This window comes from Moraxella haemolytica, assembly GCF_030177935.1.
In the GTDB taxonomy this organism is placed as follows: domain Bacteria; phylum Pseudomonadota; class Gammaproteobacteria; order Pseudomonadales; family Moraxellaceae; genus Moraxella; species Moraxella haemolytica.
The window spans coordinates 547,707-573,748 of record NZ_CP089974.1 but is presented as its reverse complement, the minus strand read 5'-3'; the positions used below and the strand labels follow the sequence as shown (position 1 = coordinate 573,748).

The 26,042-nt window shown below is 39.0% G+C and carries 30 protein-coding genes and 3 pseudogenes; 18 read left to right on the top strand and 15 right to left on the bottom strand.

Translation table 11 applies throughout. The annotated features are described in order from the left end of the window. The first annotated feature begins 12 nt into the window (after positions 1–12). Genes LU276_RS02710 through LU276_RS02705 form a run of 3 tightly spaced genes read left to right on the top strand, consistent with a single transcriptional unit; the run spans position 13 to position 1,593 of the window. Positions 13–144 carry a hypothetical protein gene (locus tag LU276_RS02710; RefSeq protein WP_284674141.1) on the top strand — a complete coding sequence of 44 codons (132 nt, stop codon included), beginning with the start codon at positions 13–15 and terminating at the stop codon, positions 142–144. Further along, positions 126–311, top strand: a complete 186-nt coding sequence (locus LU276_RS10045; RefSeq protein ID WP_418001276.1) for a hypothetical protein — start codon at positions 126–128, stop codon at positions 309–311. The genes LU276_RS02710 and LU276_RS10045 overlap by 19 nt, the downstream gene beginning before the upstream one ends. Next, positions 244–1,593: an acyltransferase family protein gene (locus LU276_RS02705; RefSeq protein ID WP_418001282.1), complete on the top strand. Its 1,350-nt coding sequence runs from the start codon at positions 244–246 to the stop codon at positions 1,591–1,593. The genes LU276_RS10045 and LU276_RS02705 overlap by 68 nt, the downstream gene beginning before the upstream one ends. Positions 1,594–1,751: 158 nt before the next feature. Here LU276_RS02705 and LU276_RS02700 read toward each other — a convergent pair whose 3' ends face one another. Further along, positions 1,752–1,895 (bottom strand): hypothetical protein, encoded by a 144-nt coding sequence (locus LU276_RS02700; protein ID WP_284674139.1) that lies wholly within the window; start codon positions 1,893–1,895, stop codon positions 1,752–1,754. A gap of 447 nt (positions 1,896–2,342) precedes the next feature. Between LU276_RS02700 and LU276_RS02695 the strand changes: the two genes are divergently transcribed. The 3 genes from LU276_RS02695 to LU276_RS02685 are packed head-to-tail and all read left to right on the top strand — an operon-like array spanning position 2,343 to position 3,461. Then, complete coding sequence (locus LU276_RS02695) at positions 2,343–2,549, top strand: hypothetical protein (RefSeq protein ID WP_284674138.1); 207 nt, start codon at positions 2,343–2,345, stop codon at positions 2,547–2,549. Beyond that, positions 2,549–3,253, top strand: a complete 705-nt coding sequence (locus LU276_RS02690; RefSeq protein ID WP_284674137.1) for a site-specific DNA-methyltransferase — start codon at positions 2,549–2,551, stop codon at positions 3,251–3,253. The genes LU276_RS02695 and LU276_RS02690 overlap by 1 nt, the downstream gene beginning before the upstream one ends. Before the next feature lie 4 nt (positions 3,254–3,257). Beyond that, positions 3,258–3,461 carry a type 2 periplasmic-binding domain-containing protein gene (locus LU276_RS02685; protein WP_284674136.1) on the top strand — a complete coding sequence of 68 codons (204 nt, stop codon included), beginning with the start codon at positions 3,258–3,260 and terminating at the stop codon, positions 3,459–3,461. Positions 3,462–3,990: 529 nt separating this feature from the next. On the opposite strand, the gene LU276_RS02680 is transcribed toward LU276_RS02685, so the two are convergent. The 3 genes and pseudogenes from LU276_RS02680 to LU276_RS02675 all read right to left on the bottom strand — a co-directional run bounded on the left by LU276_RS02680 (position 3,991) and on the right by LU276_RS02675 (position 6,158). Beyond that, positions 3,991–5,523: a methyltransferase regulatory domain-containing protein gene (locus LU276_RS02680; RefSeq protein ID WP_284674135.1), complete on the bottom strand. Its 1,533-nt coding sequence runs from the start codon at positions 5,521–5,523 to the stop codon at positions 3,991–3,993. A gap of 42 nt (positions 5,524–5,565) precedes the next feature. Next, positions 5,566–5,649, bottom strand: a pseudogene (locus tag LU276_RS10040) (IS1595 family transposase); the annotation flags it as partial. 368 nt (positions 5,650–6,017) lie between these two features. Further along, positions 6,018–6,158: a hypothetical protein gene (locus tag LU276_RS02675; protein WP_284674134.1), complete on the bottom strand. Its 141-nt coding sequence runs from the start codon at positions 6,156–6,158 to the stop codon at positions 6,018–6,020. A gap of 11 nt (positions 6,159–6,169) precedes the next feature. On the opposite strand from LU276_RS02675, the gene LU276_RS10005 reads away from it, so the two are divergent. Beyond that, a complete protein-coding gene (locus LU276_RS10005; RefSeq protein WP_335342688.1) occupies positions 6,170–6,382 on the top strand; it encodes a YkgJ family cysteine cluster protein in 213 nt (70 codons plus the stop codon). Positions 6,383–6,829: 447 nt separating this feature from the next. On the opposite strand, the gene LU276_RS02665 is transcribed toward LU276_RS10005, so the two are convergent. Together LU276_RS02665 and LU276_RS02660 are read right to left on the bottom strand one after the other, a co-directional pair. Then, a complete protein-coding gene (locus LU276_RS02665) occupies positions 6,830–7,891 on the bottom strand; it encodes an NADH:flavin oxidoreductase/NADH oxidase (protein ID WP_284674133.1) in 1,062 nt (353 codons plus the stop codon). A 133-nt stretch (positions 7,892–8,024) separates the two neighbouring features. Next, positions 8,025–8,717 carry a YggS family pyridoxal phosphate-dependent enzyme gene (locus tag LU276_RS02660; RefSeq protein WP_284674559.1) on the bottom strand — a complete coding sequence of 231 codons (693 nt, stop codon included), beginning with the start codon at positions 8,715–8,717 and terminating at the stop codon, positions 8,025–8,027. Between the two features lie 187 nt (positions 8,718–8,904). Between LU276_RS02660 and LU276_RS02655 the strand changes: the two genes are divergently transcribed. After that, positions 8,905–9,945 carry a type IV pilus twitching motility protein PilT gene (locus LU276_RS02655; protein WP_284674132.1) on the top strand — a complete coding sequence of 347 codons (1,041 nt, stop codon included), beginning with the start codon at positions 8,905–8,907 and terminating at the stop codon, positions 9,943–9,945. A gap of 130 nt (positions 9,946–10,075) precedes the next feature. Here LU276_RS02655 and fur read toward each other — a convergent pair whose 3' ends face one another. Further along, entirely contained in the window at positions 10,076–10,510 is a 435-nt protein-coding gene (fur, locus tag LU276_RS02650) for a ferric iron uptake transcriptional regulator (protein WP_284674131.1), read from the bottom strand. 354 nt (positions 10,511–10,864) lie between these two features. Here fur and LU276_RS02645 point away from each other — a divergent pair, with 354 nt between their 5' ends. Beyond that, positions 10,865–11,236, top strand: a complete 372-nt coding sequence (locus LU276_RS02645) for an outer membrane protein assembly factor BamE (protein ID WP_284674130.1) — start codon at positions 10,865–10,867, stop codon at positions 11,234–11,236. A 116-nt stretch (positions 11,237–11,352) separates the two neighbouring features. Here the strand turns inward: LU276_RS02645 and LU276_RS02640 are convergent, their stop codons facing one another. From LU276_RS02640 to LU276_RS02620, 5 genes are all read right to left on the bottom strand, one after another. Then, positions 11,353–11,706 carry an RnfH family protein gene (locus tag LU276_RS02640; RefSeq protein ID WP_284674129.1) on the bottom strand — a complete coding sequence of 118 codons (354 nt, stop codon included), beginning with the start codon at positions 11,704–11,706 and terminating at the stop codon, positions 11,353–11,355. Continuing rightward, complete coding sequence (locus LU276_RS02635; protein WP_284674128.1) at positions 11,694–12,788, bottom strand: hypothetical protein; 1,095 nt, start codon at positions 12,786–12,788, stop codon at positions 11,694–11,696. Before LU276_RS02635 ends, LU276_RS02640 begins: the two co-directional genes overlap by 13 nt. Before the next feature lie 136 nt (positions 12,789–12,924). Continuing rightward, on the bottom strand, positions 12,925–13,617 hold the full coding sequence (locus LU276_RS02630) for a c-type cytochrome (RefSeq protein WP_284674127.1): 693 nt from the start codon (positions 13,615–13,617) through the stop codon (positions 12,925–12,927). A gap of 328 nt (positions 13,618–13,945) precedes the next feature. Continuing rightward, a complete protein-coding gene (locus tag LU276_RS02625; protein ID WP_284674126.1) occupies positions 13,946–14,242 on the bottom strand; it encodes a c-type cytochrome in 297 nt (98 codons plus the stop codon). Between the two features lie 297 nt (positions 14,243–14,539). Next, complete coding sequence (locus tag LU276_RS02620; RefSeq protein WP_284674125.1) at positions 14,540–14,971, bottom strand: hypothetical protein; 432 nt, start codon at positions 14,969–14,971, stop codon at positions 14,540–14,542. A gap of 177 nt (positions 14,972–15,148) precedes the next feature. Between LU276_RS02620 and LU276_RS02615 the strand changes: the two genes are divergently transcribed. The 3 genes and pseudogenes from LU276_RS02615 to LU276_RS02605 all read left to right on the top strand — a co-directional run bounded on the left by LU276_RS02615 (position 15,149) and on the right by LU276_RS02605 (position 18,723). Then, positions 15,149–17,107 carry a site-specific DNA-methyltransferase gene (locus tag LU276_RS02615; RefSeq protein ID WP_284674124.1) on the top strand — a complete coding sequence of 653 codons (1,959 nt, stop codon included), beginning with the start codon at positions 15,149–15,151 and terminating at the stop codon, positions 17,105–17,107. Further along, on the top strand, positions 17,108–17,584 hold the full coding sequence (locus LU276_RS02610) for a DEAD/DEAH box helicase family protein (RefSeq protein ID WP_284674123.1): 477 nt from the start codon (positions 17,108–17,110) through the stop codon (positions 17,582–17,584). 97 nt (positions 17,585–17,681) lie between these two features. After that, positions 17,682–18,723 (top strand): annotated as a pseudogene (locus LU276_RS02605) (IS481 family transposase). 133 nt (positions 18,724–18,856) lie between these two features. On the opposite strand, the gene LU276_RS02600 reads toward LU276_RS02605, so the two are convergent. From LU276_RS02600 to LU276_RS02590, 3 genes and pseudogenes are all read right to left on the bottom strand, one after another. Next, positions 18,857–19,279 carry a DUF417 family protein gene (locus tag LU276_RS02600; protein ID WP_031200901.1) on the bottom strand — a complete coding sequence of 141 codons (423 nt, stop codon included), beginning with the start codon at positions 19,277–19,279 and terminating at the stop codon, positions 18,857–18,859. 850 nt (positions 19,280–20,129) lie between these two features. Then, a complete protein-coding gene (locus LU276_RS02595) occupies positions 20,130–21,107 on the bottom strand; it encodes a replication initiation protein (protein ID WP_284674122.1) in 978 nt (325 codons plus the stop codon). 146 nt (positions 21,108–21,253) lie between these two features. Beyond that, positions 21,254–22,476 (bottom strand): annotated as a pseudogene (locus LU276_RS02590) (IS3 family transposase); the annotation flags it as partial. Positions 22,477–22,681: 205 nt separating this feature from the next. Between LU276_RS02590 and sodC the strand changes: the two are divergent. The 6 genes from sodC to LU276_RS10035 all read left to right on the top strand — a co-directional run bounded on the left by sodC (position 22,682) and on the right by LU276_RS10035 (position 26,037). Further along, complete coding sequence (gene sodC, locus LU276_RS02585; protein ID WP_159630647.1) at positions 22,682–23,221, top strand: superoxide dismutase family protein; 540 nt, start codon at positions 22,682–22,684, stop codon at positions 23,219–23,221. Positions 23,222–23,903: 682 nt separating this feature from the next. Continuing rightward, on the top strand, positions 23,904–24,383 hold the full coding sequence (locus LU276_RS02580; protein WP_284674121.1) for a DUF3800 domain-containing protein: 480 nt from the start codon (positions 23,904–23,906) through the stop codon (positions 24,381–24,383). Between the two features lie 104 nt (positions 24,384–24,487). Then, complete coding sequence (locus LU276_RS02575) at positions 24,488–25,138, top strand: restriction endonuclease (RefSeq protein WP_284674120.1); 651 nt, start codon at positions 24,488–24,490, stop codon at positions 25,136–25,138. A gap of 57 nt (positions 25,139–25,195) precedes the next feature. Then, positions 25,196–25,504 carry a hypothetical protein gene (locus LU276_RS02570; RefSeq protein WP_284674119.1) on the top strand — a complete coding sequence of 103 codons (309 nt, stop codon included), beginning with the start codon at positions 25,196–25,198 and terminating at the stop codon, positions 25,502–25,504. Then, positions 25,488–25,712 (top strand): DDE-type integrase/transposase/recombinase, encoded by a 225-nt coding sequence (locus tag LU276_RS02565; protein ID WP_284674118.1) that lies wholly within the window; start codon positions 25,488–25,490, stop codon positions 25,710–25,712. Before LU276_RS02570 ends, LU276_RS02565 begins: the two co-directional genes overlap by 17 nt. Beyond that, positions 25,684–26,037 (top strand): integrase core domain-containing protein, encoded by a 354-nt coding sequence (locus LU276_RS10035; protein ID WP_418001275.1) that lies wholly within the window; start codon positions 25,684–25,686, stop codon positions 26,035–26,037. The genes LU276_RS02565 and LU276_RS10035 overlap by 29 nt, the downstream gene beginning before the upstream one ends. Positions 26,038–26,042 lie beyond the last annotated feature (5 nt).

The following is a 26,042-nucleotide window of genomic DNA, read 5'->3' as shown; positions in this document are numbered from 1 at the left end:
AATCAATGATTTATGAAACCAACCATAACTTATCGTCCTGAAATTGATGGACTAAGAGCATTGGCAGTTCTTTCTGTTATTTTTACCATCTTGATGATCGCTGGATTTCGGGCGGTTTTATTGGGGTGGATATTTTCTTTGTGATTTCGGGCTATTTAATCACTAAAATTATTACCACAGAAATAATGGCAGGGGATTTTTCATTCCATCACTTCTATACACGAAGAATTAAACGGATTTTTCCTGTTTTTATTTTTTACGTTTACCTATTTATTACCCGACTCAATTTATTCGGCATTAGGATTAAATAACACCTATTATGCGTCAAACTTACGCTTTCCGGAGCTATTAGTTGGGTCTATATTAGCGGTTATAAAGCCGATAAAATGGAAGGAAAAGTCTCAATACTGCGTGAGTTTCATTGCCTTTTTCGCATTATTAGCTTGCTTGTTTTTATTCCATAAAGATATGCCTTTATTACTAAATGACAGTTTATTGTTGCCTTGTGTTTTAACGGCAATATTAATTTCTTCAATGGAAAACAGCCAAAGTCTGATAAAGAAACTCTTTTCTTCTAAGCCAATGGTGTTTGTCGGAAAACTATCTTATTCATTATATTTATTCCATTGGCTGTTTATTGCTTGGGCGCATTATATCACGGCAAAGCAGCAATTAAGTTTTAATGTTGTTCTCATTATTCTTGGTGCAAATTTTATTTGTTCCTTATTAAGTTATTTTTTATTGGAGAAACCGATTCGAAAATCGGCCCTTTCATTCAAAAAAGCACTTGTGCTTATCTATCTCATTCCTTCGGTTTGCTTAATCAGTTATAACTTGGTAATGAAAAAACAAATAACAACAAGAAATAACGCATTTAAAGAAATACCAGAGTATGTTGTCGCAGCGGATGATAAGCTGGCTAAAAAAGTCGCCACTTTTGGCGACTCACATGCAGGGCATTTACATCCTTTCTTTCACTATATCGGTAATCGTGAAGGTTGGGCAATAGGGAATATAGGGAATGTAGAGATGCCCATTAAATGTCATTTGCCTTTGACTATAGAGGGTAAGGTTCGACCGGAATGCGAAACCTTATTGGCACAATATGAGCCTTATCCCATTGTGATGATTTCTATGTTTTATGATTTAAAACGGAATAATGGCCCTGTACCGAGAATGGTACCAAAGGAATTTTTTATCGAAGATTTTGATCAGAAATTTATAAATTTGGTGACATATTTTGCTAAAACGAAAAAAGTGTATGTGTTCGCTGATGTGAAAGTGGCAGATCGTTCTCCCTTAAGATCTGTGTTTTTAGAGAAATATGGTTTAGAGCGGTTTTTAAAACCGATTGAAGAGTTAGGAAATAAAGCAGAAAGCAATCAGTATATCTTTAATTTAATTAAGGATATTCCTAATGTTCAATGGGTTGATCCCGCAAAATATTTGCCTCAAGAATATTTTATTAATGGTATTCCGCTTTATATCGATCAAGATCACTTAAGTTCTTTCGGCTCATTCTGTATGGCAGAACAGTTCCATAAAAATGAACGCTTGCTTATGGCAGATGAGGTAGAGAAATTGAGTAAGTAGTGTCGTTTGAGCAAAAGCGTGCTAAAATTGGCACGCTTTTCTTCCGCCCATTCGTTAGGGCGATATTTGCAAATTTTTTTCAAAAAATGACCGCTTGTTGGCGGTTTTTTGTTTGAGGAACAAAAAGTAGAAAGAAATCATGCCGAGCGGTTTCACTGCTAAATGCCAACCCTGCGACTAAAAGTGCGGTAAGGATGAGCAGGATTTACCCCCCCTGCCCCCACAAGCGGGACAGAAATTAGCTTATCACTTGGATTAATTTCCACGCCACCGCTCACGCAGAGAACAGCATAATTAGCCATTATCTTAACCACACCCTGCCTAAAAAAGCTGCCGATGAATTAAGTGGCAACACAGATGTCCAAAATGCCGTATATCGCCACCTGCTCACCTTTTTTGGGCGTTATAAGGGCGACACCTACGCCATTCCCTACAATGGCGAAGAAGTATTACTCCATTGGGCAAACAAAGACCAATATTACACCAAGTCGGGAGAAAACTTTGCCAATTACCGCTTTAAATTATCGGACGGACGAGAAGTCTTTTTTAAATTAAATCAAGCTGATACCGCCAAAGACAATCAAAAAGACAACGATTCCAAACGCTTTTTTGCCCTTGCCAATGCCCAAATCGATGACAATGAAATTTTACCCATTTACGAGTCTGATAACGGGCAAGTTTTAACCATTTTATTTGATTACAAAGCCTTTCCCAAATCCGCCAAACAAAACAAAATTTTGGCAGACGATTTGGCAACCATTTTTGCCAATGAAACGGTGGCAACAAACTGGCAGGCACTGACAGAAAAAATCCCAACAGACAAAAATAAAGAACGCACGCTATTAGAAAAACATTTAAGCGATTACACCACCAAAAACACCGCCGATTATTTTATTCATAAAGATTTGGGTGGATTTTTAAAGCGTGAATTGATTTTTATATCAAAAACGAAGTGATGAATTTGGACGATATTGACAATACCCAAACTGCCGACCATATTGCCCAAAATTTACACTTAATTCAAACTTTGCATGCCATTGCCTTTGATATTATTGCCTTTTTGGCACAATTGGAAAATTTCCAAAAACGACTTTGGGAAAAGAAAAAATTTGTTGCCGATTGTCATTATTTAATTACGCTGGATAATATTCCAAGTCAGCTTTATGATGAAATTTTTGCCAACGAAAAGCAAATCCAAGAATGGCAAAACTTATATGGTGCAGAGAATATCAAGCGTGAAAATGTGCATTTGGTTATCAATACTTCTTTGTTTAATCACGCCTTTCAAGCCAAATTATTGGCGACTTTTGATGATTTGGACAATCAAATCAACGGCACAATCATTCATAGTGATAATTTTCAAGCCCTAAATTTATTACAAGCCAAATATCAAGGGCAAGTCAAATGTATTTATATTGATCCGCCTTATAATACTAATGCTTCAGAAATTATTTATAAAAATGAATATCGCCATTCAAGTTGGATTACCTTAATACAAGATAGAATTTCTCTTGGATTGAATTTGGCACAACAATCTGCGATTCAATTTACAGCAATTGACCACACGGAATTATTTAATCTTGGAAAACTACAAGATTTTATTTTTAAAGAGGAAAATAGAATTGCAATTATACCTATCCAACACAATCCAAAAGGATGATGCGGTGGAGTATATGATTTTGCAGAGGCAAGCGATTGGGCAAGTAGCTGATTTTACGGCAAACGAATGGATAAGAAACAATCGTGTGGTAGAGATTTTGCCTGAGCTTGAAAAACCTGATTATGAATTGCTTATGCTGTATGCCTCACAGCGTTATCCGTCTGCGATAGCGAGCAAGTTTGTGGAATTTATCGCAGAGAAAACCTGAGCCTAAACAAGCGGCAAAAAGCAGTAGGATTTTGCCAATTTCAGTTCAACCGATTATGATAAACATATCAATTCTCCAACGCTCCAAAATGAAACACCTATTTCTCTTTCTTCTACTGCTCTCCCACACGGTACTTGCCGAAACATGGCAAATCGGCATTCTCGCCCAGCAGGGGAAGCTTATACCCGCAGCCACTGACAGCCGTGGGTGGATTGGTTGAATGAGCAGTTTGAGCTGGTGCCGTTGGGGTTGGGGGAGGCGAATAGTCGCCCCGATTTGGATTTTCTACTAACCAATCAAGCACAGTTTTTCTATCTCAATAATCAGAATGTGCGTTGGCTTGCGACGCTGAGCAATCCGTATGCCAATACCTGCCACCAAAATAAGACCTTTCAATCATACGGATAGTTGGATTCATAAAGTGCTACAATATAACAGCCCATAAAATACCCCCAGTACAAGCACAGGCGTACTGGGGGTATTAGCTTTGGCTTTTTCACAACAACGGTAAATCCACCTCAACGCACGATTATGATAAAATCTGCAATCCTTTCAATAAGTTCAGCTTCTTCTTCACAAACTCGGCTTTAAGTTCTTTTAATTCAGCTAAATTGGCTGCTTCGCCTTCTAACAATTCCCCGTCTTTAGTCAAGGATTTGTTCATTGCCTTTAGACGCTTCCAAACATAGTTTTCCAATTTATCCTGCTTAATGCCTTGTAAATATCCGGCAATAAAAAGCAATTCAACATCATTGCAGTAAATCCCCGATCCCGTTACAGGGCTAGCCATCACACCCATCTCCGTTGGACTCAGTGCATGATCGACAATCCGTTGGTTGAGTTGCTCACACGACTTCTTATTCCGAGCAATAACATCATCGGAGTGTGCCAGCATAATTTCATTTCTTGCCTCTAAAATAGCCAACAGTTCAAAAAATGCCTTTGTTGGAATCTCTTTCTCTAGTTTCTTCCGTAGGGTCGCAACCGAATGAATTTTATAATCCGATAAAATATCCAACAGTGCATTGATATACTTTTCGTTCAAATTAACCTGAACACTGTAGGTCAATGTGTTTTTAACATTTTCTCTGTCTGTTGTTAGAATAATGCTCAGTTTATTCCAAATTTGCTCTTTTTCTATATCGGTTAGCTCTCTTTTGCCCTTAACCCACAGGTCTCGTCTAAATGTCCGATTTAAAAAGAAATCTTTTATCGTCTGTCTCAATGAAGGATCTTTAATGCCCGCCAAAAATGCCATCTGTTCTTCATTAAAGAGTGATAATGTGTAATCATCAACATAGTTTGCAGAACACGCAAAACTCATTTTAGCTTGCTTTAAATACGCCTCCATCTCACTAAAGTACATTGGTTGCCAATGTTCATTCAAATACTCGTGAGCGACATAACGAGCATCCATACCGGCTATATGTTCTATTTCTTCTACAAGCAGTGGTGCTTTCTTAGACATCGCCGAACAGAGTGATACGGTTTGTTGCACTGAGGATAATGCAGATTTTAAATTCTCACCGCTGCCTTGCATTGAAGGCTGCATCTTATAATATTGTTCAACTAAATGTCGTAATGGTGCTTTTGTTGACCAACCCGGCTGAGCGTTATAACTAATATACAAAACGCCGCCAACCTTTAACTTACGCTCAACAAAATCAACGATAACTTGCTGATTTTCCGGCGAAATCCAAGAGAAAATACCGTGAAGACTGATATAGTCAAAGTCCGGCAAATCCTCTCTGGTGCAAAACGCTTGAAAAGATTGATCGGATAAAAATAAATTTTCCTTACCTTGAGCAAGATTTTGGGCAAAGAGTGCGTGAGCAGGATTAAAATCCGTACCATACCATTGGGCATTATTATTTGAATGGATGTTAATCGATACCCCCATTCCAAAACCAAGTTCGCAGGCATTATACTGATTATCCAAAATAGCCGGCGGGGCAATATTTTCCATCAACAAAGGCAAAATACAGCGTTGCGGATTCAGATCCGGATAATACCCCACTGTATAATTGATATCTTTCATATAGCCTTCAGACCAGTCAAACATTAAAACATCTCCAAAAAAATAAGGGGTTGTAGTAAATAAAACCTAAATTCCACACCATTTGCAGTGTTTTTACTGCTCTTTTGGTGTGTTAAAGTTAAACCGAAATTCACATTTCTTTAAGAATATTCGTTTCAGGGCAATTATTATACCTTAAATTATTTAGTTTTTAAAAAAATATTAAAATAAAATCCAGATTTATTTGCATCAAATGCCTATTTCTATCAGATAAAGCAATCCATAAAATGGCATTTCTTTTGTTTCTATTATCCGACTTTTTTATTGTTTAATGAATAAGCACTTTTCAAAGTATATATCGGTCTTTCTCAGACCCCAAAAAAGCCTTTCATCTTAGGCGAAATCAAAACAGCCGTAACCGAGCTATAAAAAGTCTTATCGGCTAGTTTTGAACAAATGCTTTTATCAGTAAAATCCGCCAAACTTTCATCATCTTTTTCGCCTTTGTTGATGAGATTGCCATCTTGCTTTAATTTATTTTAAATGACATCAAAAGAATCACGAATGGTTTTTAAATCCAGCCCCAACCCACGCCAAACCATGCTATAATACACCTTGTATTGAGCGATGCTAACAACAATATTTACAAAGCCAAACAAATCATCAATAACAACTATCAAGGCGAAATTACTTGACCCACAAACCCTTCCCCTGCATCGCTTGCGGTCTATGCTGTCGCCATGTCTATAAAAGCGAACAAACTGCTTTTTTGGACAGGGGCGATGGTATTTGTCAATTTTTGGATACCGATACCAATCTATGCCAGATTTATGAGACTCGCCCATTAGTTTGCCAAGTTGAGCGTTATTACCAGATGCATTTTCCAGATGCATTTTCAGAATAAAATAGATTGGGAGACTTTCGTCAATCTCAATCTTGAAGCTTGCCATCAACTTCAAAACCAAACGCCAAAATAGCACTTACTTTTTATAAATTTTAATACCAAAATTTAGATGGTCTCATAACCGTCCATAGCTGATAAGTTTTGGGCTGATTTTGCCAATTTGACTTTTAATACCAGCATGGCTATTGGCAATTTGCATGTCCATAATATATAGAATATTATCATTTTTAATCACAGCGATATTATCAACTTGACCTTCTAGTGCATAAACACGGTCAGTTAAGTATATGATTTAATCGGTGTGCGTGTTATTTACAAGAGCGGTCATCGTCAAACAACTTGCCAAAATGACAGTCAAAACATTTTAGCCCATCACTAAATACTCCACATACCCAAAAAACACCGCTCCAAATAATATGTAGAGCGGTGTAATCACATCATTTTAAATCACATAAATCCACGCTCATATTGTCGTGGTACAAACTGCATTTCAGAGCTATCTGCCCGATTTTGTTGATATTGGGCGTTTAATACCCAATAAGGGTCTCTTAAAAGCCCACGCCCTACCGCCACAAGGTCGGCATCGCCTGCACATAATACATGGTCGGCAAGGGCGGGGTTGTCAAGCAAGCCTACTGCAATCACAGGCTTGCCTGTTACCTCTTTGACCTTGCGAGCAAGCGACACTTGATAGCCTGCACAAATCTCCGGGTGATTACCTTTGTGCAATACGCCATCGCCACCACCACTCACATCAAGCATATCTGCCCCTGCGTCCGCAAATCGCTTAGCAATCTCCACACCATAATCGCTGTCAAAGCCATCTTTGCCATATTCTTGGGCAGAAATGCGAACAATCAAAGGCATATCCGCAGGCATTACCGCCTTACACGCCTTGATGACTTCCACACCAAACAATGCTTTATCTTGACCGTATTCATCGTTACGCTGATTGGATTTTGGCGAATAAAATTGATGAATCAAATAACCATGTGCGGCGTGAAGCTCAATCGCATCAAAGCCTGCATCCACCGCTCTTTTGACTGAATTGGTAAAGGCCTGCACCAAGTCTTTGGCTTCTTGTGTGCTCAGCTCTCTTGGCGTAATCAGATTTTGCCCAGCATAATCTAGCTCACCATAATGAATGGGGCTTGGGGCTACAGCATTCGGTTCGTCTTGAGCTTTTCTACCTGCATGAGCGATTTGGATAGCGATTTTAGCACCATGGGCGTGAACACTGTCCACGATTTTTTTGAAAGCGTCTTTTTGTGCATCATTCCACAGTCCCAAGCAATTAGGGCTTATGCGACCGTTAGGGGCAACATTGGTCATCTCCACGATAATCAAACCCACACCACCCACCGCACGGCTTGTATAGTGGACAAAATGCCAATCATTTGGCATGCCGTCAGTTGCTGAATATTGACACATTGGCGGCATAACGACACGGTTTTTTAATTCTAGGTTTTTGATAGAAAAAGGGGTAAAAAGTTGGCGGATTTTTGCCATGTTAAATATTCCTAATAGACATGAATCAGATTATTATAGCAAGCTTACCATACTAGCAATATTTATTATTGTTACAAATAAGACAGCTTTGTAACCACAGTCAGATTGTTATCATCATTTTAAAAATGAATAATCAATCAGACGACTGTCCATAGTTCCTAGCTCCAAATAGAGCCGTTCCCACTCTCACCATTGTTGCCCCATTTGCCACCGCATCTTCCATATCTGCACTCATGCCCATGCTCAAAGTATCCCAATGGGCAAATTCACCCAAATCCGCCATCTCATCAAACAATGCTTTGGCTCGCACAAACGCATCATGACTGTCTTTGGCAGGGATAATCATCATGCCACGCAAACACAGCTTTGACAAACTTTCCACCTGCCGTGCCAAAGTGAGTAGTTCATCGGGCTGTACGCCAGATTTGGTATTCTCATCATCAATATTAATCTGAATTAGCACATTAAGTGGGGGCAGCTCACCTCGTTGCTCATTGAGTCTATTTGCAATCACCTCTCGTTCAATGGTATGCACCCAATCAAAATGAGTGGCGATGTCTCGGGTTTTATTCCGCTGAATACTACCAATATAATGCCATGTGATTGGCAAATCGGTTAGCTGACTTTGCTTACCAATCGCCTCTTGCAGATAATTCTCACCAAAATCACGCTGTCCGCAGTCAAATAATGTTCTAATGTCAGATTCAGGCTTGGTTTTAGATACCGCAAGCAGTTTGGCTAGGGTTTTTTGTTTGCTTTGCTCATTTGCTTGATTGAGTGCGTTGGTAACTTGTCTATAATGGTTAAACAGTTCGTCTTGTCGCATGACCATCTCTTTTATCTCTTGTTCCTTACCTAATAAAGTACTTAGGTTTATCATATTTACTGTTACCATATCAGTGTATCATGACCACCTAATCTTTTTAAGCAATTTTATAAAATTTACATAAAATGATTGTTTATCAACCCAAAAACATGATTTAATAACTCATAAATCCACCATGAACGCCAACATGATTACAACACTTGCCGACCTGCTTTGCTATGCCAAACAGATGCACGCCTCAGATTTGCACTTATCTGCAGGCGAAAAGCCTCGTTTGCGTATTGATGGCGATATCATGCCGATTCAGACTGCTGTGCTTAGTCATGATGACATCATGCGGCTACTTAGTGAAATAATAAATAAAAAACAGCTTGATGAACTGACACAACAAAAAGAACTGGACTTTTCTTTTGAGATTGTCGGACTGTGCCGATTTCGTGCCAATGCTTTTTATCAAAGCCGTGGTATATCGGCAGTCTTTCGCTTGATTATCGACCAAATACCACATATTGACGACTTAGACCCTAGTAACACTTTCAAAAAATTATGTCAATTAAATCAAGGTCTGATACTCATCACAGGGGCGACAGGCTCAGGTAAATCCACCACGCTGGCTGCCATGATTGATTATATGAATCAGCATCGCCCCATACACATTTTAACCATTGAAGACCCCATCGAATTCATACACACTTCTAAAATTGCTCTCATCAACCAGCGTGAGATTAAAAAAGACACGCATGATTTTGAGCAGGCACTAACATCTGCCATGCGTGAAGATCCTGATGTGATTTTAATTGGCGAACTGCGTGATTTATCCAGTATTCGCCTTGCCCTACGAGCGGCAGAAACAGGTCATCTGGTCCTTGCAACCTTACATACCAACAACGCCCCCAAAGCCATTGATCGCATTATTGATGTCTTTGATGCTCACGAAAAAAACCTAATTCGTTCCATGATTTCAGAATCGCTACAAGCCGTCATCTCCCAAACCTTAATCCCAAAAATCAACGGTGGGCGTGTGGCAGCCTTTGAAATCATGATGGCTACACCTGCCATTCGCAATTTAATCCGTGAAAACAAAGTTGCCCAGATGCGTTCGGCAATACAAACAGGAATGTCTGATGGCATGATGAGTTTTGATGGTAGTCTAAGACAGCTACTTAATCAAGGTCTGATTGATAGACAAACCGCCCTAAGTTTTGCCAATGAGCCTGAACGACTTTAGTGCCGCTTAATGAATTTAACAGCTAATTTGTTCACGACCAATAAAAACAAAAATAACCTAAATAAGTAGGTTATTTTTGTGAATAAATCTAATATAACACTTGCCAAATTTGGCTGTTTTTTTAATCAATTTAATTATCTAGCGTCTTTTGACACTCTTCTTTATCACACACCCCGTGCAACACCAAAGAGTGTGCCGACAGCTTAAAGCCATACTGCTGTGCCACTTTGGTTTGCTCATCTTCGATGACTTTGTTGTTAAACTCAACAATTTTACCACAAACATCGCACACCAAATGGTCATGATGGTCTTCTTGGACAATCTCAAATACTGACAGATTATTTTCAAAGTTGTGTCGCTCAACAATGCCTGCCTGCTCAAACTGGGTCAGCACACGATACACAGTTGCCAAGCCAACATCTTCCCCTTGTGTCGCCAACGCACGATACACATCTTCTGCACTCATGTGATGATGCTCTGCGGTCTCCAAGAGTTCTAAAATCTTGATGCGTGGCAGGGTTACTTTAAGCCCTGCTTTGCGTAAATCTTTATTGGTAAATGCCATAATTGTCTAACCTATGTCGTTATGATTGATTTTATCAAATGTTCATGAATGGTTTATTATCATCTGATAATCAATTACAAAATGAATGAAACATACTTTATCACATTTTCCTGTAAATTACACCCCAAAACCCATATATTTTAAGTAAAAATTTGTCAATAACTCCCATTAAACAAATCAACCCATATCCACAGCATATCGCTGTTTTTCACACTAAAACCTGCATTTAATCACCAAAAATACGGCACAAAAAACTTGCATATTTGGGCACTTGCGTTTAATATGTTAAAAATTTAAATGGCGAAGCACCCCTTTGCAAAATAATCAAAAGATAATACCATCAGAGACAACACCATGAAAAAAATCCTAACAGCCACCCTGCTGGCATCAATAACCGCCCTATCTGGTTGTAGCATATTTCGTGTCTATACCATCGATTTGCCTCAAGGCACGCCCATCACCCAAGAAAAAGCCTCTCGGATTCAGGTGGGTATGAGTGCCGACCAAGTGCTGTATCTACTCGGCAGTCCTGCTGTGCATGACACCCTAAATCCTAATCGTTGGGATTATATCTATGACTACACCGCAGGCACTGTGGGTAAAAGAGAAGGCAAGACTAATATCAAAAATGCCAGTCAATACATGAGCATCTACTTTCAAAATGGTCGTGTGGTGCGTATTGATGGGCATGATAGCCTACCTACAAAAACACAAAAAGCCCAATAACACTTGTGGTCTCACTCTAGACCATAGACAGCCATCACAACAATAAAAAAGCACGCTAAATTTTGCGTGCTTTTTGTTTTTAATGATTGATAAAGCATTAAGCCACCAACGAATCATCATGGGTTTAGACTTTTATTTCTAACTTGTTTTTTGGATTTTTGTTTGCGTCTGGTCATTGGGTCATATGATAAAGCACGATAAATCTCCACCCTATCGCCATCATGCAGTGGTGTATCTAGGCGTTTTTTTTGTCCATAAATACCGACATACCAAGCCTTATGATTGGGACTGGCGTGCTGATTGTCCGCACACCAGCTGGCAAACTCAGACAATATCAGCATATCAAGCCAACCGCTCATCTGCAAAACTTGCCAGACCGTTGTGCCATCAGGAACATCCATCTCGGTGTACAGTTGCTCGCCTTGTTTGGCAACATAAGCCAAAGCCACACGCACCATTACATCAGCCATTCTGTTACCAAACCCACAAAAGCAACCAAGACCGCCATAGGCACAACAATGCGAATCAGTACACGCCAGACATTATAACGAAGCTCGCTACCAAAATTTAGTATCTTACGCAAATGGCTGATTTTCATCACAAAGCCTGCAAATATCGCCAGTACAACAACCGCAACCAAACTGATGACCGACAGAACAATGAGTAGCACGCTTGATGGTAATAAACCAAATGCCAAACCAAGCGCCAATAAAATTACTCCGCCTGCCATCATGCCAAAACGAGCAATCAACTGACCACCGGCATAGGACAACAAAAACGCTGCGACCAACAACATACCAACGCCTGCCACCACAAAGGAGGTCTGATTAACCATCGCACTGCCTGCCAACAGTGCCAATGAACCAAAAATAAGCTGTGTAAACCAAATCGGCAAAATCATGCCTGTCAAAGATTTCTTAGCATCGACCACCTCTAAGGTCGCATTGACGCTACCGAACCAATACAGACCCGTACCCACACCCACCGACAGTAGTGCAAGCAACACGGCACGACCCCACTCACCAAGCGTAACCTGCGTAAGCACAGGTATGCTCACACCACTGGCCAGACCACCATCAAATAGCGATATCAGCGAACCCACCAAAATCAAAAGCAAACCTACAGGCAATAAGCGAGACTTTAGCAGACTTAAAATCAACACAACAATACTTAAGGCTGTTGCAATGCCTATGCTTGGCACGCCAAGATTGTCAGCCACTTGTGGCATGTGCATCTTAAAACCCCCTGCCACATAAGAGACAATATTGACAGCAATAAGAATAGATACCAGTACCGACAATCCTGCAAAGATTCGCCATACCATAGACGCATCTGCCTCTCTGGTGAGTTTTTGCATACCAAGCCAAGGGGTCTGACCGCTACGAGCCGACAGAGCAAACTCCGCAAACAAAACGGGTAGCCCAACCACACTCATCGCCACAAGCCAAATTAGCCAAAAATCCAATTCCCTTGCCATGTTTGGTGGAAGCTGGTGTGCAAATAATAACGGCAATGCACACGCCACAAAAAACATCAGTTGTCTTTGAAACATAGTCTAGCCTTATAAAAAAGATACTCCATTGTATCACAAAACCACATCAATACGTAGACAACAAAAAAACCCCAGATGGGGCTTTTTGTCAGTTTTGATGATGATTATTCAAATCATGTTTAAAACACTGCTAAAATCAGTGAACAGCAGCCAAGAACTCTGATAAAATCTTAATGTCTTTGTCAGATAGTTTGGCAGCAACCATCTGCATCATGCCTTTCTCGCCTTTTTTGGCAGAGTCATTAGTACGCACTTGTTCGGCCACCAGACCTTCATCTTCACGACCTGCCGCACGGAACAGTTTTAATTGTGTGGCTAGATAAGTTGCATGCTGACCACCCAAGCGTGGAAAAGCAGCCCACTCATTGCCAGAGCCTTTAGGGTCATGGCAACCAGCACAAGGAATGATACCACGAGTCTTATCACCACCTAGATACAATTTTTGAGCAGTGGCGTAAGTGGCTTTATTACCATAACCTGGTGCCCAAGGAGCTTGAGAAGCATAATAACCTGCAACATTCGCCAAGTCTTGCTGGGTAAGATTGGCAAGTTGAGCTTCCATCACACCGTTACGGCGAGCTTTGGTTTTAAAATCTACAAGTTGCTTGTATAGATATTTGACATTTTGACCGCCCAAATTTGGCTGAGCAGGTGCAACGCTAACACCATCAACACCGTGGCACGCACCACAGTTAACATCAACAATTTTTTTACCCGCTTCAATGTCATAGCTTGGTACGGTAACGATGGCACTAGCACCCATGCTGGCAATACCGAAACCCATAGCAAGGGCAAGTTTGGCGAAAGTGGTTTTATTGGCAGGTTTCATAACAATTTCCTACTAACTACTGGGCAACGCCCAAGTCTTGGGTTTTGTTCAAAATAACTCAAAGTACACGACATCAATTTTTTGATGCAAATCAATACATCAGAATCTCTGCTATTATAGCAAGACTTCACTAAATTTTCCTACAGAAATTGTGGTTTTAGTAACATTTTTTTCATTTTTTTTATCTTTCTTTGAAAAATAAGGCAAAATTTAACCAATCTAATGTATCTTACTGATTATTTATTAAAATATATTCAATATTTATAAATAATCATAAATATTATTCATGATAGGCAAACAATGAGCCTACCACCACTCATTATTCAATTTATTTTTCCATGTATTCAATCAGCCGAGCAAAATCATCATTACTACAAGTCTGGCACAACCCCATCGCAGGCATTCTTGGCATTCCTTGACGAGTGTTTTTAATTAAAGTATCCACTCCTTTTTGGGTCTTTAACCGATCCCATGTGGCTTTATCGCCTTTTTTAGGAGCATTTAGAGCACCACTGTCATGGCAGGTAGCACAGGTATCTTTATAGATACTAGCAACATCAGCATGGGTAATGCTTGCAACCGATAAAGCAAGGCTTGTAACGATTGTTTGTAGTAATTTTGACATAATAACTTCCGCTAGGATTCAATAAGAGAACGGCCGTTTTCTCTATTGGCTTTATTATGCAAGTTTTTTGCTAAGATGCAAGGGGTATTTGGTAATTATTACAATTAAGGGTTGTTATCAAGCTGATTACTCACAAGTCTTATTAAATTTTGTGATACTTGCCATCAAAGCGGACTGGCAACAGCATTTTTATGATGATTGATAAGCGCCATTATGTAGCACTTGCACAAAACCAACCACAATAAAAGCAGTTCTTTGGCTGCTTTTTTCTTTGATTTTATTGTCTGTCTAATGGATTTAGCTGCTTTCTAAGGTATTTGTCGCCCACTGATAGCGTGTTTCGCCTTTTCTTATTCCTGTTTGGATGACTAAGCCCTGTTGAACCAGTGGTCTTAGTGCATTATAAACGGCTTTGCTGTGTCTTTTATCAGGCTCTGCACTTGTGTTTTTGGCACTGTCTAGCATCAGTGCTTGTTTTGCGATTTCATGCGTTAATAATGGTTTATCTGTTTGTTTTAGCACCTGCACTACTAGGGTTTTGATACTATTTTTAAAAGCGGATGTTCTTAATTTGGGCAGTTGGTCTATTTCGCCCATGATTTTAGCAGCTTGGGTGAGAATGTGAATTTGTTGGTCAATCTCTTGGATTTGTTTTTGTAGTGCCTGTTTGTGCTTAATAAGTTTATCAATTCTACTGGCAATGTCGCTGCTGATATGAGATTCTGCCATATTATCCCCTTATTGTTTTGGCTTGTTTTGGTTTTTAATTGGATTTGATTTTGTTTTTTCATTGGGTGTGATGAAATCAAAGTCGCTTAATCAAACAAACTCCAGATAAACCCCTTGACTTAAATTTAAGGAACCTCCATGCTTTCACAGCACAGATAAAGAACAAGGTGGTAAGTGATGACTAAACTTACCCAAGAAACCTTGTTTTCGTCAAACACACAGCCTGAAAACCAAACATTTCCACAAAACGAAAACGAACGGCTCGCAATCTTAAAACAGCATTTCCCCAACTGCTTTGACAAACACGGTGCATTTTTGCCTGACAAAATGGCGGAAATCCTGCATTCAGACGGCATTGCCACGCAAAAAGAGGGTTACAGCTTAAATTGGCTGGGTAAATCTTATGCACGTGTTTTAAAAGACACGCCCCCTGAAACTTTGCTGGCAGAAGATACGGCACACAACAGGCAGCCTGAAAACACCAACAGCGAAAATTTGCTGATTAAAGGCGACAATTTGGAAGTGCTGAAACACCTGAAAAACGCCTACAAAAATCAAATTAAGATGATTTACATTGACCCACCGTATAACACAGGTTCAGACGGCTTTGTGTATCAAGACGACCGCAAATTCACGCCGCAGCAGCTGGTGCAATTGGGCGGCATGGATTTGGACGAAGCCAAGTGCGTACTGGAGTTTACCGCGAAAAAGTCCAATTCGCACAGTGCGTGGCTGACATTTATGTATCCGCGTCTGTATGTGGCGCGTGAATTGTTGCGCGATGATGGCGTGATTTTTATCAGCATTGATGACAATGAACAGGCACAATTAAAGGTTTTATGTGATGAAGTGTTTGGGGAAGAGAATTTTATCAAAGACTTAATTGTTAATACGTCAGAAGGTGGCGGAAATGCGAAATACGTTGTCAATGGGCATGAAATCCTATTTGTTTATGCGAAAAACATCACTAAATTTGATAATCTAAAACGACCCAAAGACATTCGCGGGAAAAAAGTGTTTATTGATGGTGAGCTTTATTGGATTCAAGAAGATGCCATTAGGGAAGAGTTTGGTAAATATGGCAATTTACATTATGAAGATATTATTTCTGTAAAGGGAGAAGAATTTAAAGAAAAAATTGATTTGGGAATTAAAAATAATGAATATATTTTAGTGCCTAAATCATACGGTAAGACAATTATTGGCAAATTGAGAAAAGTATCAGAAGATTTTTCAAAATTCCACAGCATTTTAAATATGGGTTCCATCAACAAGCATTTGACTGCTGATGGTATCAGAGAGTTAGAAGAGTTATTTTCGGTTGCAAAGGGAAATTCTCCTTTTGAAAATCCCAAGCCTTTGGAATTATTGACCCGAGTGGTGCTTTCATCAACATTTAAAGGTGTTGACAATGATGTGGTTTTGGATTTTTTTGCTGGTTCAGGCACAACGGCTCATGCAGTGATGAAACTCAATGCGGAAAAGGGCGGAAACAGAAAATTCATTCTTGCTCAGTTACCAGAAGATTTAGATGCAGCGCTTAAAAATGCAACATCAGAAAAAAGAAAATCTTTAGAAAATACAATTGGATTTTTAGATAATATTGGGAAACCTCATAATATTTTTGAAATCACCAAAGAACGCATTATCCGAAGTGCCACCAAAATCCGCACCGAAAACCCCGACTATTCAGGCGATTTGGGTTTCAAAATCTTTGAAACCGTGCCACTTTTTGATTTTCAGGCTGCCTTAAAAACCGATTTTGACACCATTCAGCCTGATTTACTGCATATCACAGATACGGCTTTGAATGATGAACAATTGCACACGCTTTTAACCACTTGGCGCGTGTATGACGGCTCAATACTGCCTGAAAAAGTCCAAACCATTCATTTGGCGGGTTACACGGCTTATTACTGCCGCCATCATCTGTATTTGCTGGCAAGCGGTTTTCATTCTGAATGCGTCAAAGCCTTGATTGAAAAGCTGGACAACGATAAGGATTTTGTGCCTGAACGCATCGTTTTATTCAGCGCAAATATGGACAGTGCCATCCAAAAAGAATTGGCACAAGCGGTTAAAACTTATGCCAATAAAAAAGGTTTGAACAATTTAAGCGTGCTTGCGAGGGTTTAAATGGCTGGTTTTACTTATGAAAAAAATTTACCACACCAAGAACGGGCGATTGAATCGGTTTTGAGTGTGTTTGACCGCGTGCATTTAAAACACGGTAGCCGCGATGAAAATCCCGAAATCGTATTTTCGGGCAGCCTGAAAATGGATAATTTGCAGAAAATCCAAAAAGCCAACAGCGTGGAGGACATACCGCTTTCAGGCAGCAATGTGCTGGATATTGCCATGGAAACAGGCACAGGCAAAACCTATACTTACACCAAAACCATGTTTGAGCTAAACCGTGTGTTGGGTGTGTTTAAGTTTATTGTGGTTGTGCCAACGCTTTCCATTAAAGCAGGAACGAAACAATTTTTAGAAAGCACTTCGCTTGCCGAGCATTTTCGCAAGGATTTTGCAGGTTTGTATGGCGAGAAAGAAATCAAGCTGTATGTGGTGGAAAGTCAAAAAAACAAAACGAAAAGATCGTCTATGCTGTAGAAGATCAGACTTGCTCTGACAATTCACTCTAAAAAGTGAGAGTTTCCCGTTTAGAATATGAGTGTCAAAAATCAATCTAAACAAAAAGGAAACTCTCATGTTTTATTCTAACAACCCTCTCATTAAACACAAGACCGGTTTATTAAATTTAGCAGAAGAACTGGGTAATATTTCTCAAGCCTGCAAAGTAATGGGAATGAGCCGAGATACATTCTATCGTTATCAACAAGCGGTTGAGCAAGGTGGTGTTGAAGCATTGCTGAATCAAAATAGACGTGTTCCCAACTTAAAAAATCGTGTTGATGAGGCAATAGAGCAAGCTGTTGTGAAGTTTGCTCTTGATAACCCAGCATTTGGGCAGGTAAGAGTGAGTAACGAACTCCGTAAACAAGGCATCTTTGTTTCATCAGGAGGTGTCCGTTCGATTTGGTTACGTCATCATCTTGCCAATTTTAAGCAACGCTTAACTGCCCTCGAAAAATTGGTGGCAGAGCAAGGCATTATTCTGAGTGAGCCACAGATACAAGCCTTGTAGCGGAAGAAAGAAGACGATATGGCTTGTGGCGAGATTGAAACTGCCCACCCCGGCTATTTAGGGTCACAAGATACCTTTTATGTCGGCAATATTAAAGGTGTGGGTCGTATTTATCAGCAAACGTTTATTGATACTTATAGTAAAGTGGCATTTGCAAAACTGTATACAATGAAGACGGCTATCACTGCTGCTGATATGCTAAATGACAAAGTATTACCATTCTTTGAAAGCCAGAGGTTACCTATGTTACGAGTGCTGACAGACCGAGGCAGTGAGTATTGTGGGAAAGTTGAGAATCACGATTATGAGCTTTATTTGGCTATCAATGACATAGAGCACACCAAAACCAAAGTGAAACACCCACAAACAAACGGTATCTGTGAGCGTTTTCACAAAACGATTTTGCAGGAGTTCTACCAAGTGGCATTCAGAAAACGGATTTATATGGATTTAGAGGCATTGCAATGCTGACTTAGATGAATGGTTAATGTATTATAACCATCATCGAACCCATCAAGGAAAAATGTGCTGTGGAAGAACACCGATGGAGACATTAGTTGATGGAAAACGCATTTGGGCAGAAAAGAATTTAAGCTCAAATTAATCTGACAGACACAGCTATTTTTAAACGGGGGACTGTCAGATTAGGTTTGATCTTCTACATTAATTCAAGGACTGAGTTCTGTATTGCTCACGGCTTAGTTCAACTTTTGGGGCAGATAAAAAAACAACATGAGCTATTCGTGGGAGTAAAGGCGGTTTAGATCGTATTTTAATAATACTAATCCTGCGCCGATAAGTAGAATATCCTTGAAAATAAAGCTGTTAAAACCAAGCTGTAGCAACAGGCTAAGTGTAACAGATGAAACCAGTAATACTGTCATTGAACCGATAATTCCCCACCTAGGTTTCCAATAGCCAACGGCAAGTGCTATATAAGCAATCCCTTCAACCACACCTAAGAAATAACTTGTGCCGTGATAGCCTAGCCACTCATAGAGAAAATTCAACCAAGTCGGACTGATCATCGGCTTAAGGATTTCCACCTCAAAATCAAACCATTTTGTCATACCGAAAGTAAAGAAGATTAGACATACGCTAAGACGTAAAATCGTGATGTCTAAAGTCGTGCTACGAAAAGTGTGGATAAGTGCTCTCATCGTCATACCTAAGTTAAAAAATGAAGTATATTATACAGATCAAGCGTGTTTCTGACAAGTATTTGCAATTTAAAATGAAAATCGGTATTTTCAGCACCATTAATCAAAGCTATCATAGAGAATAAAATGAACAGTACAGAATTACTCGTCAATGTTACACCCAGTGAAACCAGTGTTGCATTGTTGGAATTTACGGTAGCTAATCACCTAAATTATCCCGAATACACTTGCCAAGGCATCGCACCTTACTCTTTCGAGCCGTCTTACGATCAATTTCATCGGGTCGCCGTAAGTTATGTTTTAATTATGCGGTTTGTATATTTGAAAATCAAGTCTAATCTTTTCTACACTCAATTTTCTCACCTAAATAAATTTTCTGACAAAGTATAAGAAATCTGATGTTTCCGCTATATTGAAGTTCGTTTCCCTCATCAAAAACATAGGCACTTTCGACACGTAACACTAAGTCTGTTAGCTTTGATTTGGTATTTTTCCTGACTTCAAAAAAGACATTATATTCTTGGCCGTTATTCTCAATTTGAACTACATAAGCAAAATTACATCTTGCAGATGTCTGATAAACTTTTACTTTCTCGTTGCACATACCTTTTAGAATTTCAGGTAACATCAGCGATAGATTAAATCTCTTAAGAGAGAATATTCGCTCTGATGAACGGCGTTGTTTATCTGCCCTTTCAGTAAAACAATGATCAGAAAAAATAACGCTTAATTTGAGTTCTTTCTTTACTTTTTGACCGTAAAAACTAATTTCAAAAGGGTTTAAATGAGAAAGTGAATAAGTTGTACCATTATGCTGAATATCAGCAAAAAATTGCTATTCATAGTATTTTCACGCTTTAACTAATTCACAATTCACAATCTTGAACCCACGATTTTGCAACTCGTTCACAAAATCAGAACGCTTACCTAGCTTTGATTTAAAGCTGGCGTTACACGTTAAAAATACCCAATAATTCCGCAAATCTTCCGTTGTAACATTAGCTATATCAGAATAAAAATCTTCAAGGATTTTTAGGCAATCTTTCGCATAATTACCGTATTCAGCATTACTCATTTTAGGGTTGGCTTTGTTCAAGGTAACATACTTCCCATACTTGTTTTTATGCGGAAACGGTGGGCGTTTTAATTCAGTTCCAACCGTACTTTTCTTGCTCTTGATTGTAAAGTTTAAAGCATAAATACTTCGTCCTCGCTTGATCTGCTCAATATCAACAAACAAATCAGATCTTTCGTTAATTTCTGTAATTGCAGGCTCGATTACTCTCTGATTAAAAGAGTTAAAACGTGGATACTTATCTTCAACTTGCAACCATTTTTTCAAATCTTCAACGGTAATTTCTCTACTTCCAACGTTACGATATTGCGTAATCAACTCATAAATTCGGATTGAGTGAACGCTATTAAAATAAGCGATATTTTTAAGCTGATATTGTGTAAATTGCCCTTTAAGCTGAGTTAGATAAGGCATAACCTCATCGGTCATAGCAATTCTAAAACGCCCCTCTTTCTTGAAATATGTTCGAGAAGAGACCCAATGAAATTCTGTAACCCCGTTGCTATCTTCGGTTCTTACACTACGCTCATAAATTCGTTTAATTGCTGCTTGAATTTGCTTGTAGGCATTATCCATACTGATTTCGGGAAACTCACGCACAAAATCAGCTACGGTAAAATCAAAGATTTTTTGGTTTGACATTGGATCCATTGTTCCAATCGTCAAAGCCAAAATCCGCACTTCATCAATACTTAATCTATAACTGGCTTCAATAAGGCTGTTAGCCTTTACCACAACTAGATTATTTCCCATAAAACAACAAATTCCCTGCTATTAACAACATTTAAATAATATACTGTTGTCAATAATAAGACAACACCAAGTTAAAGCAAAGTTGTCCACAACAGGAAATTTGTTGTCGTATAAATTTATAAAACATTGATATATAAGGGATTTATAAAGGTTTCAAACTGCTTGCCAAAATAACATTCCGTTTTGAGCCGCCCGAAAAAACGCTCCATTGCGCCGTTATCCAAGCAGTTTCCCTTTCTTGACATACTTTGAGTAATGCCATTACATTGGCAAATTTTTCTAAAATCTACCATTTGATACTGCCGACCTTGATCGGAATGTAATATCGGTTTTGTGCCATTAAGCCTTGTAGCAGCTTGGCTCATCATTCGGTTAATCAGCTCAACATTCGGACTTTTTGCTAAAGAATAGGCGATAATTTCACCATTGAATAAATCCTTGATTGGAGAGAGGTATAGCTTACCTTCCGCACATTTATCCGCACATTTAAATTCCGTGACATCGGTAACCCATTTATCAGGCTTGGTTGCTTGGAAATTTCGTCTCAGTAGATTGTCCGCAATTTTGCCCACTTCGCCTTGATACGAGCGATATTTTCTGCGTTTGCATTTCCCTTTTAAACCTAAGTTCTGCATGATTGCTTGGACTTTTTTATGGTTGATTGCCCAAATTCTACGTAAGGCTAACGTAATACGACGATAACCGTAGTTCCCCTTGTTTTTGTGATAAATCTCAGCAATTTTCTGCTCAATCTCCGCATTTTTATTTACTTTAGCACCAAGATGGTAAAAGAAAGTGCTGCGTTTTAAGCCGATAAGTGGCAATAGGATTTCAAGTGGAAACTGATTTCGCAATGCGTTCACGAAATTTGCTTTTTCCGCATTTTTTCTTGGTTGTATTCCTGCAACTTTTTTAGCAAAGCCACCTCCGCTTCCAGTTCCAAAATCCGATAACGTAAGCGTTCTTCTTCAGTTTTCGGTGGAGGAGGCATTTTCGGGTATTTCGGTTTCATTGTCGGACGACCTTTTGGTTTGGGCAATAGACCGTTTATACCTTGTTTATCAAAGGCTTGCAACCATTGGCTGACACTGCCCGAATTGGCAATGTCAAAGTAAAGACAAGCATCTTCTGCGGAAAACTGCCCGTTTTTAACCGCTTGCACAATGGATAATTTAAATTCCAAAGCGTAATTTCGCTTCTTACCTAAGCAGGCTAACCCATTGATGCCATTATGATTATATTGTTTAATCCAACGTTTTAGTGTGCGGTCGGCCAGCTGAAAATGGCGTCTGGTTAGCGAGCGATTTTTATCATTTTGAAGATAAAATTCGATCACTTGTTGTTTGAAAGATTGGTTATATTTAGTCATAAAAAATCTGCACCTTAATCAGTTGGTTGTTTAGTCCAACTTTTGGGGGGCAGATCAGAATTAACTGGCATTGAAATTTCAGTATCCGCAATTGAAAGTTCCACAAAATCAGCGGCAACATTAGCCTTAGAACTTGACAAAATTTGACTGCTATGGTTAAAATGAATTGCCAATTAACGGCTTATCTATGAAAAAGGGCAGTCTTATGAAAATGAAAACAGCATTAGCAATTGCATTAGGTTCTTTATTCAGCTTTTCGGTAACAGCAGCCGAACTGGAAAAAATTACCGTGCCGATTCAACTTCTTGATGTAGAAAAAGGCAATAAAGATATTGGTACAGTAGAAATTACTGAATCTAAATACGGCTTAGTATTTACTCCAAATCTAAAAGATTTAACAGAAGGCTTACACGGCTTCCATATTCACGAAAACCCAAGCTGTGATGCAAAAGAAAAAGGTGGCAAGCTCACAGCAGGCTTAGCCGCAGGAGGACACTGGAACCCTAATAAAGCTCCACATCACGGCTTACCGTGGTCTGATGATGCTCATTTAGGCGATTTACCTGCATTAACCGTTTTACACGATGGTACATCAACTAATCCAGTATTAGCCCCTCGCTTGAAAAAATTAGATGAAATTAAAGGTCGTTCATTAATGATCCACGAAGGCGGCGATAACCACTCAGACCACCCGGCTCCTCTTGGTGGTGGTGGTCCTCGAATGGCGTGTGGTGTAATTAAATAAAATTTGATCTAGTTAAAAAGTGTTGGTTTAAATATCATTCCAACACTTTTTTATTTCTAGCCATTACCATATAATTGCCTCCTATTAAGGAGAAATATATGTCTATAAAAGCAAAAAAAGAACCCCATAAAATACTTCCAGAACAAGCAACTTTTTCTAAGAGTTCAGAGTAAGATTTATCTCGCTCGATTCTGCAAAATTTGCCTTAAATGAAAACGGCACCCCACCTGATTTGGTGATTGTAAACCCACCTCGTAGAGGCATTGGTCAATCTGTAGCGGAATTTTTAAACAATTTGGGCTCAACTTATTTAATCTATTCCAGCTGCAATGCCCAATCTATGGCAAAAGATTTTGAATCAACTGCGTAGAACTGTTCAAATCATATTCGCAAATACACAGTTACTACGATGTATCCAGCCAATACATCCACTAGGATTTTCTGTCCGTATGTCAGACGTTCTAGATCTTACACATTCTTTCAAGTTTGTAAAGCCTGAAAATCATTTTTTATACTTGATTTTTGTCAAAAAATCTCTATACTATGTGGCAGGGTCAGTTTTCGCTGTTTAACGGTGTTTAATGAGATTTTCATTACTGGCTCTCCTTAATAGAAATTTATGGAAGAGCTATCTGGTAGAGTAATCTAGCGATAGCTCTTTTTTATTGAACAAAGAGGCTATATGTATCTTATGTATGTTGATGAGTCTAGTTCTACGACAGATCCTACTCAAAAATATTTTGTATTATCAGGTATCGCTGTATTTGAACGAAATACTCATTGGATTGAGGAAAAAATGAATGTGATAGCCTCTCGATTCTGCCAATATTCTGAAGGGAGTGATCCATATTTCTATGAGTTACATGGTTCACCAATGAGATCTGGAAAGAGTGAATGGAGAGGCATTCCAATGAGTGAGCGTATTAATGCCATTCAAGATTGCTTGAAATTAGTTCAAAGTAATAATATTCGTATATTTGCAGCAGTTATAGAGCAAGGGTATTCTAGTGGTCAGGATACTATCACAGAATGTTTTGAGCAAATATCATCTCGATTTGATATGTATCTGAGCCGTTTACATTACCAAGATAATACCCAAAGAGGCATTTCTATCTTTGATAAATCATCGACGGAGAAATCCAAGTCAGCAACGGATTATTAACAGCAGTAAACAGCGAAAGTGTGTATGATGAAATATTTGAATCCATTAACACATTGAGCTATCGTGATTTTTTACTCAAATTATCGCAAACGGCTTTGATTCAAATGCAAACCTTACATCAAGCATTTTTTGCCGTGCGTGATGTATTGGATATTTCAAAATACCTGAATGAACAGACGATTAAAGCGATTCAGGTAGGGTTTGACCGTTGTTTGTTGCTGAATTCGTTTCGTGCGTTTGAAGTGGGTTATAGCCGTGTGGGTGGCAGTGTACACCCAACAAAATTTACCGATAATCAAGGTAATGCTTTATCCGAAGTGAATGCTTCTGATTTGGGTACGCAGTTTGATGAAGTGAATCCGCTAGAAGAATTTTTGTTTGAAAGTGTGTTTTATGACAGCGAATTGGAGCGTGAAAACATTACGGATAATCAGGTTAAAGAGGTGATTGTGTTCACCAAAATTCCAAAAAATTCCATCAAAATTCCTGTAGCTGGTGGCAAAACGTATTCCCCTGATTTTGCTTATATTGTGAAAACCGATTCAGGCGAAACCTTGAATTTGGTTTTAGAAAGCAAAAATGTTTCAGGCGGCGATGATTTGCGTCAAGAAGAACAGCAAAAAATCAAGTATGCACAACAACTTTTTGCCGATATTAAAAGTGAAACTAAATTGGTGTTTCAAACGCAGTTTAAAGACGATCAGGTGGTGTCCTTAATACGAGAAGTTTTGAGATCTAAAAAAGTAAGTACTTAAAGACTTATTTGTAAGATAAACTCCCGTTATTTACAGTATTAAGGTAAAATACTGCAAATGAACATACACAAAAACACAAGACTGCCTCCCCACCACAGGGAAGCGATTTGGACTGCTTATCACCAGAATAAGCAATCGGTAACTTCGGTAGTATTGGAGTACAAAGTATCAAGACCTACCATCTACAAGGTCTTAAAACTTGCTCGTGTTAAGTTATTAAAATCCCAAACCGGCACCAACAATCGCTTTAAACAAGCCAAACATGGCATTAAACGCTTAGCTAAAGTTGAAAAATTCATCCAAGATAAACTTAGAAAGCAAGCCAAACGCTACAACAAATCTTATCTTGGTGAAATGGTGCATTGATACCAAACGCTTACCTCTGCTCAAAGGACAAACCACAAACAGTCCTAGAGAATATCTGTTTGTTGTCATAGATGATTATTCTCGTGAACTGTATGCTGCCATACTGCCTGACAAAACCGCTTTTAGTGCAGCACAGTTTTTGGCAGAACAAATGATAGAACCGTGTCCCTACCAAATTGATGTGGTGTATTCAGATAACGGTACTTAAATACAAAGGCACCAAAGACCATGAGTTTGTTAAAGTCTGCTATGCCAACAATATTAACCAAAAATTTACCAAAGTAGGTAGACCACAAACCAACGGTAAAGCTGAACGAGTGATACGAACATTAATGGAGCTTTGGCACGATAAACACGAATTTGTCAGTAGTGAACATAGAAAGCAAGAATTAACCAGATTTCTTAATTTCTACAACACAGTTAGACCACATTCATCTTTAACTAAGAAAGATGAGACTACAGGAAAAACTTTGACTTTTACTCCTTATGAGTGGTTAGGGTTCTATTTTGGGCAGAGTGTACATAACGGTTGAGTTTA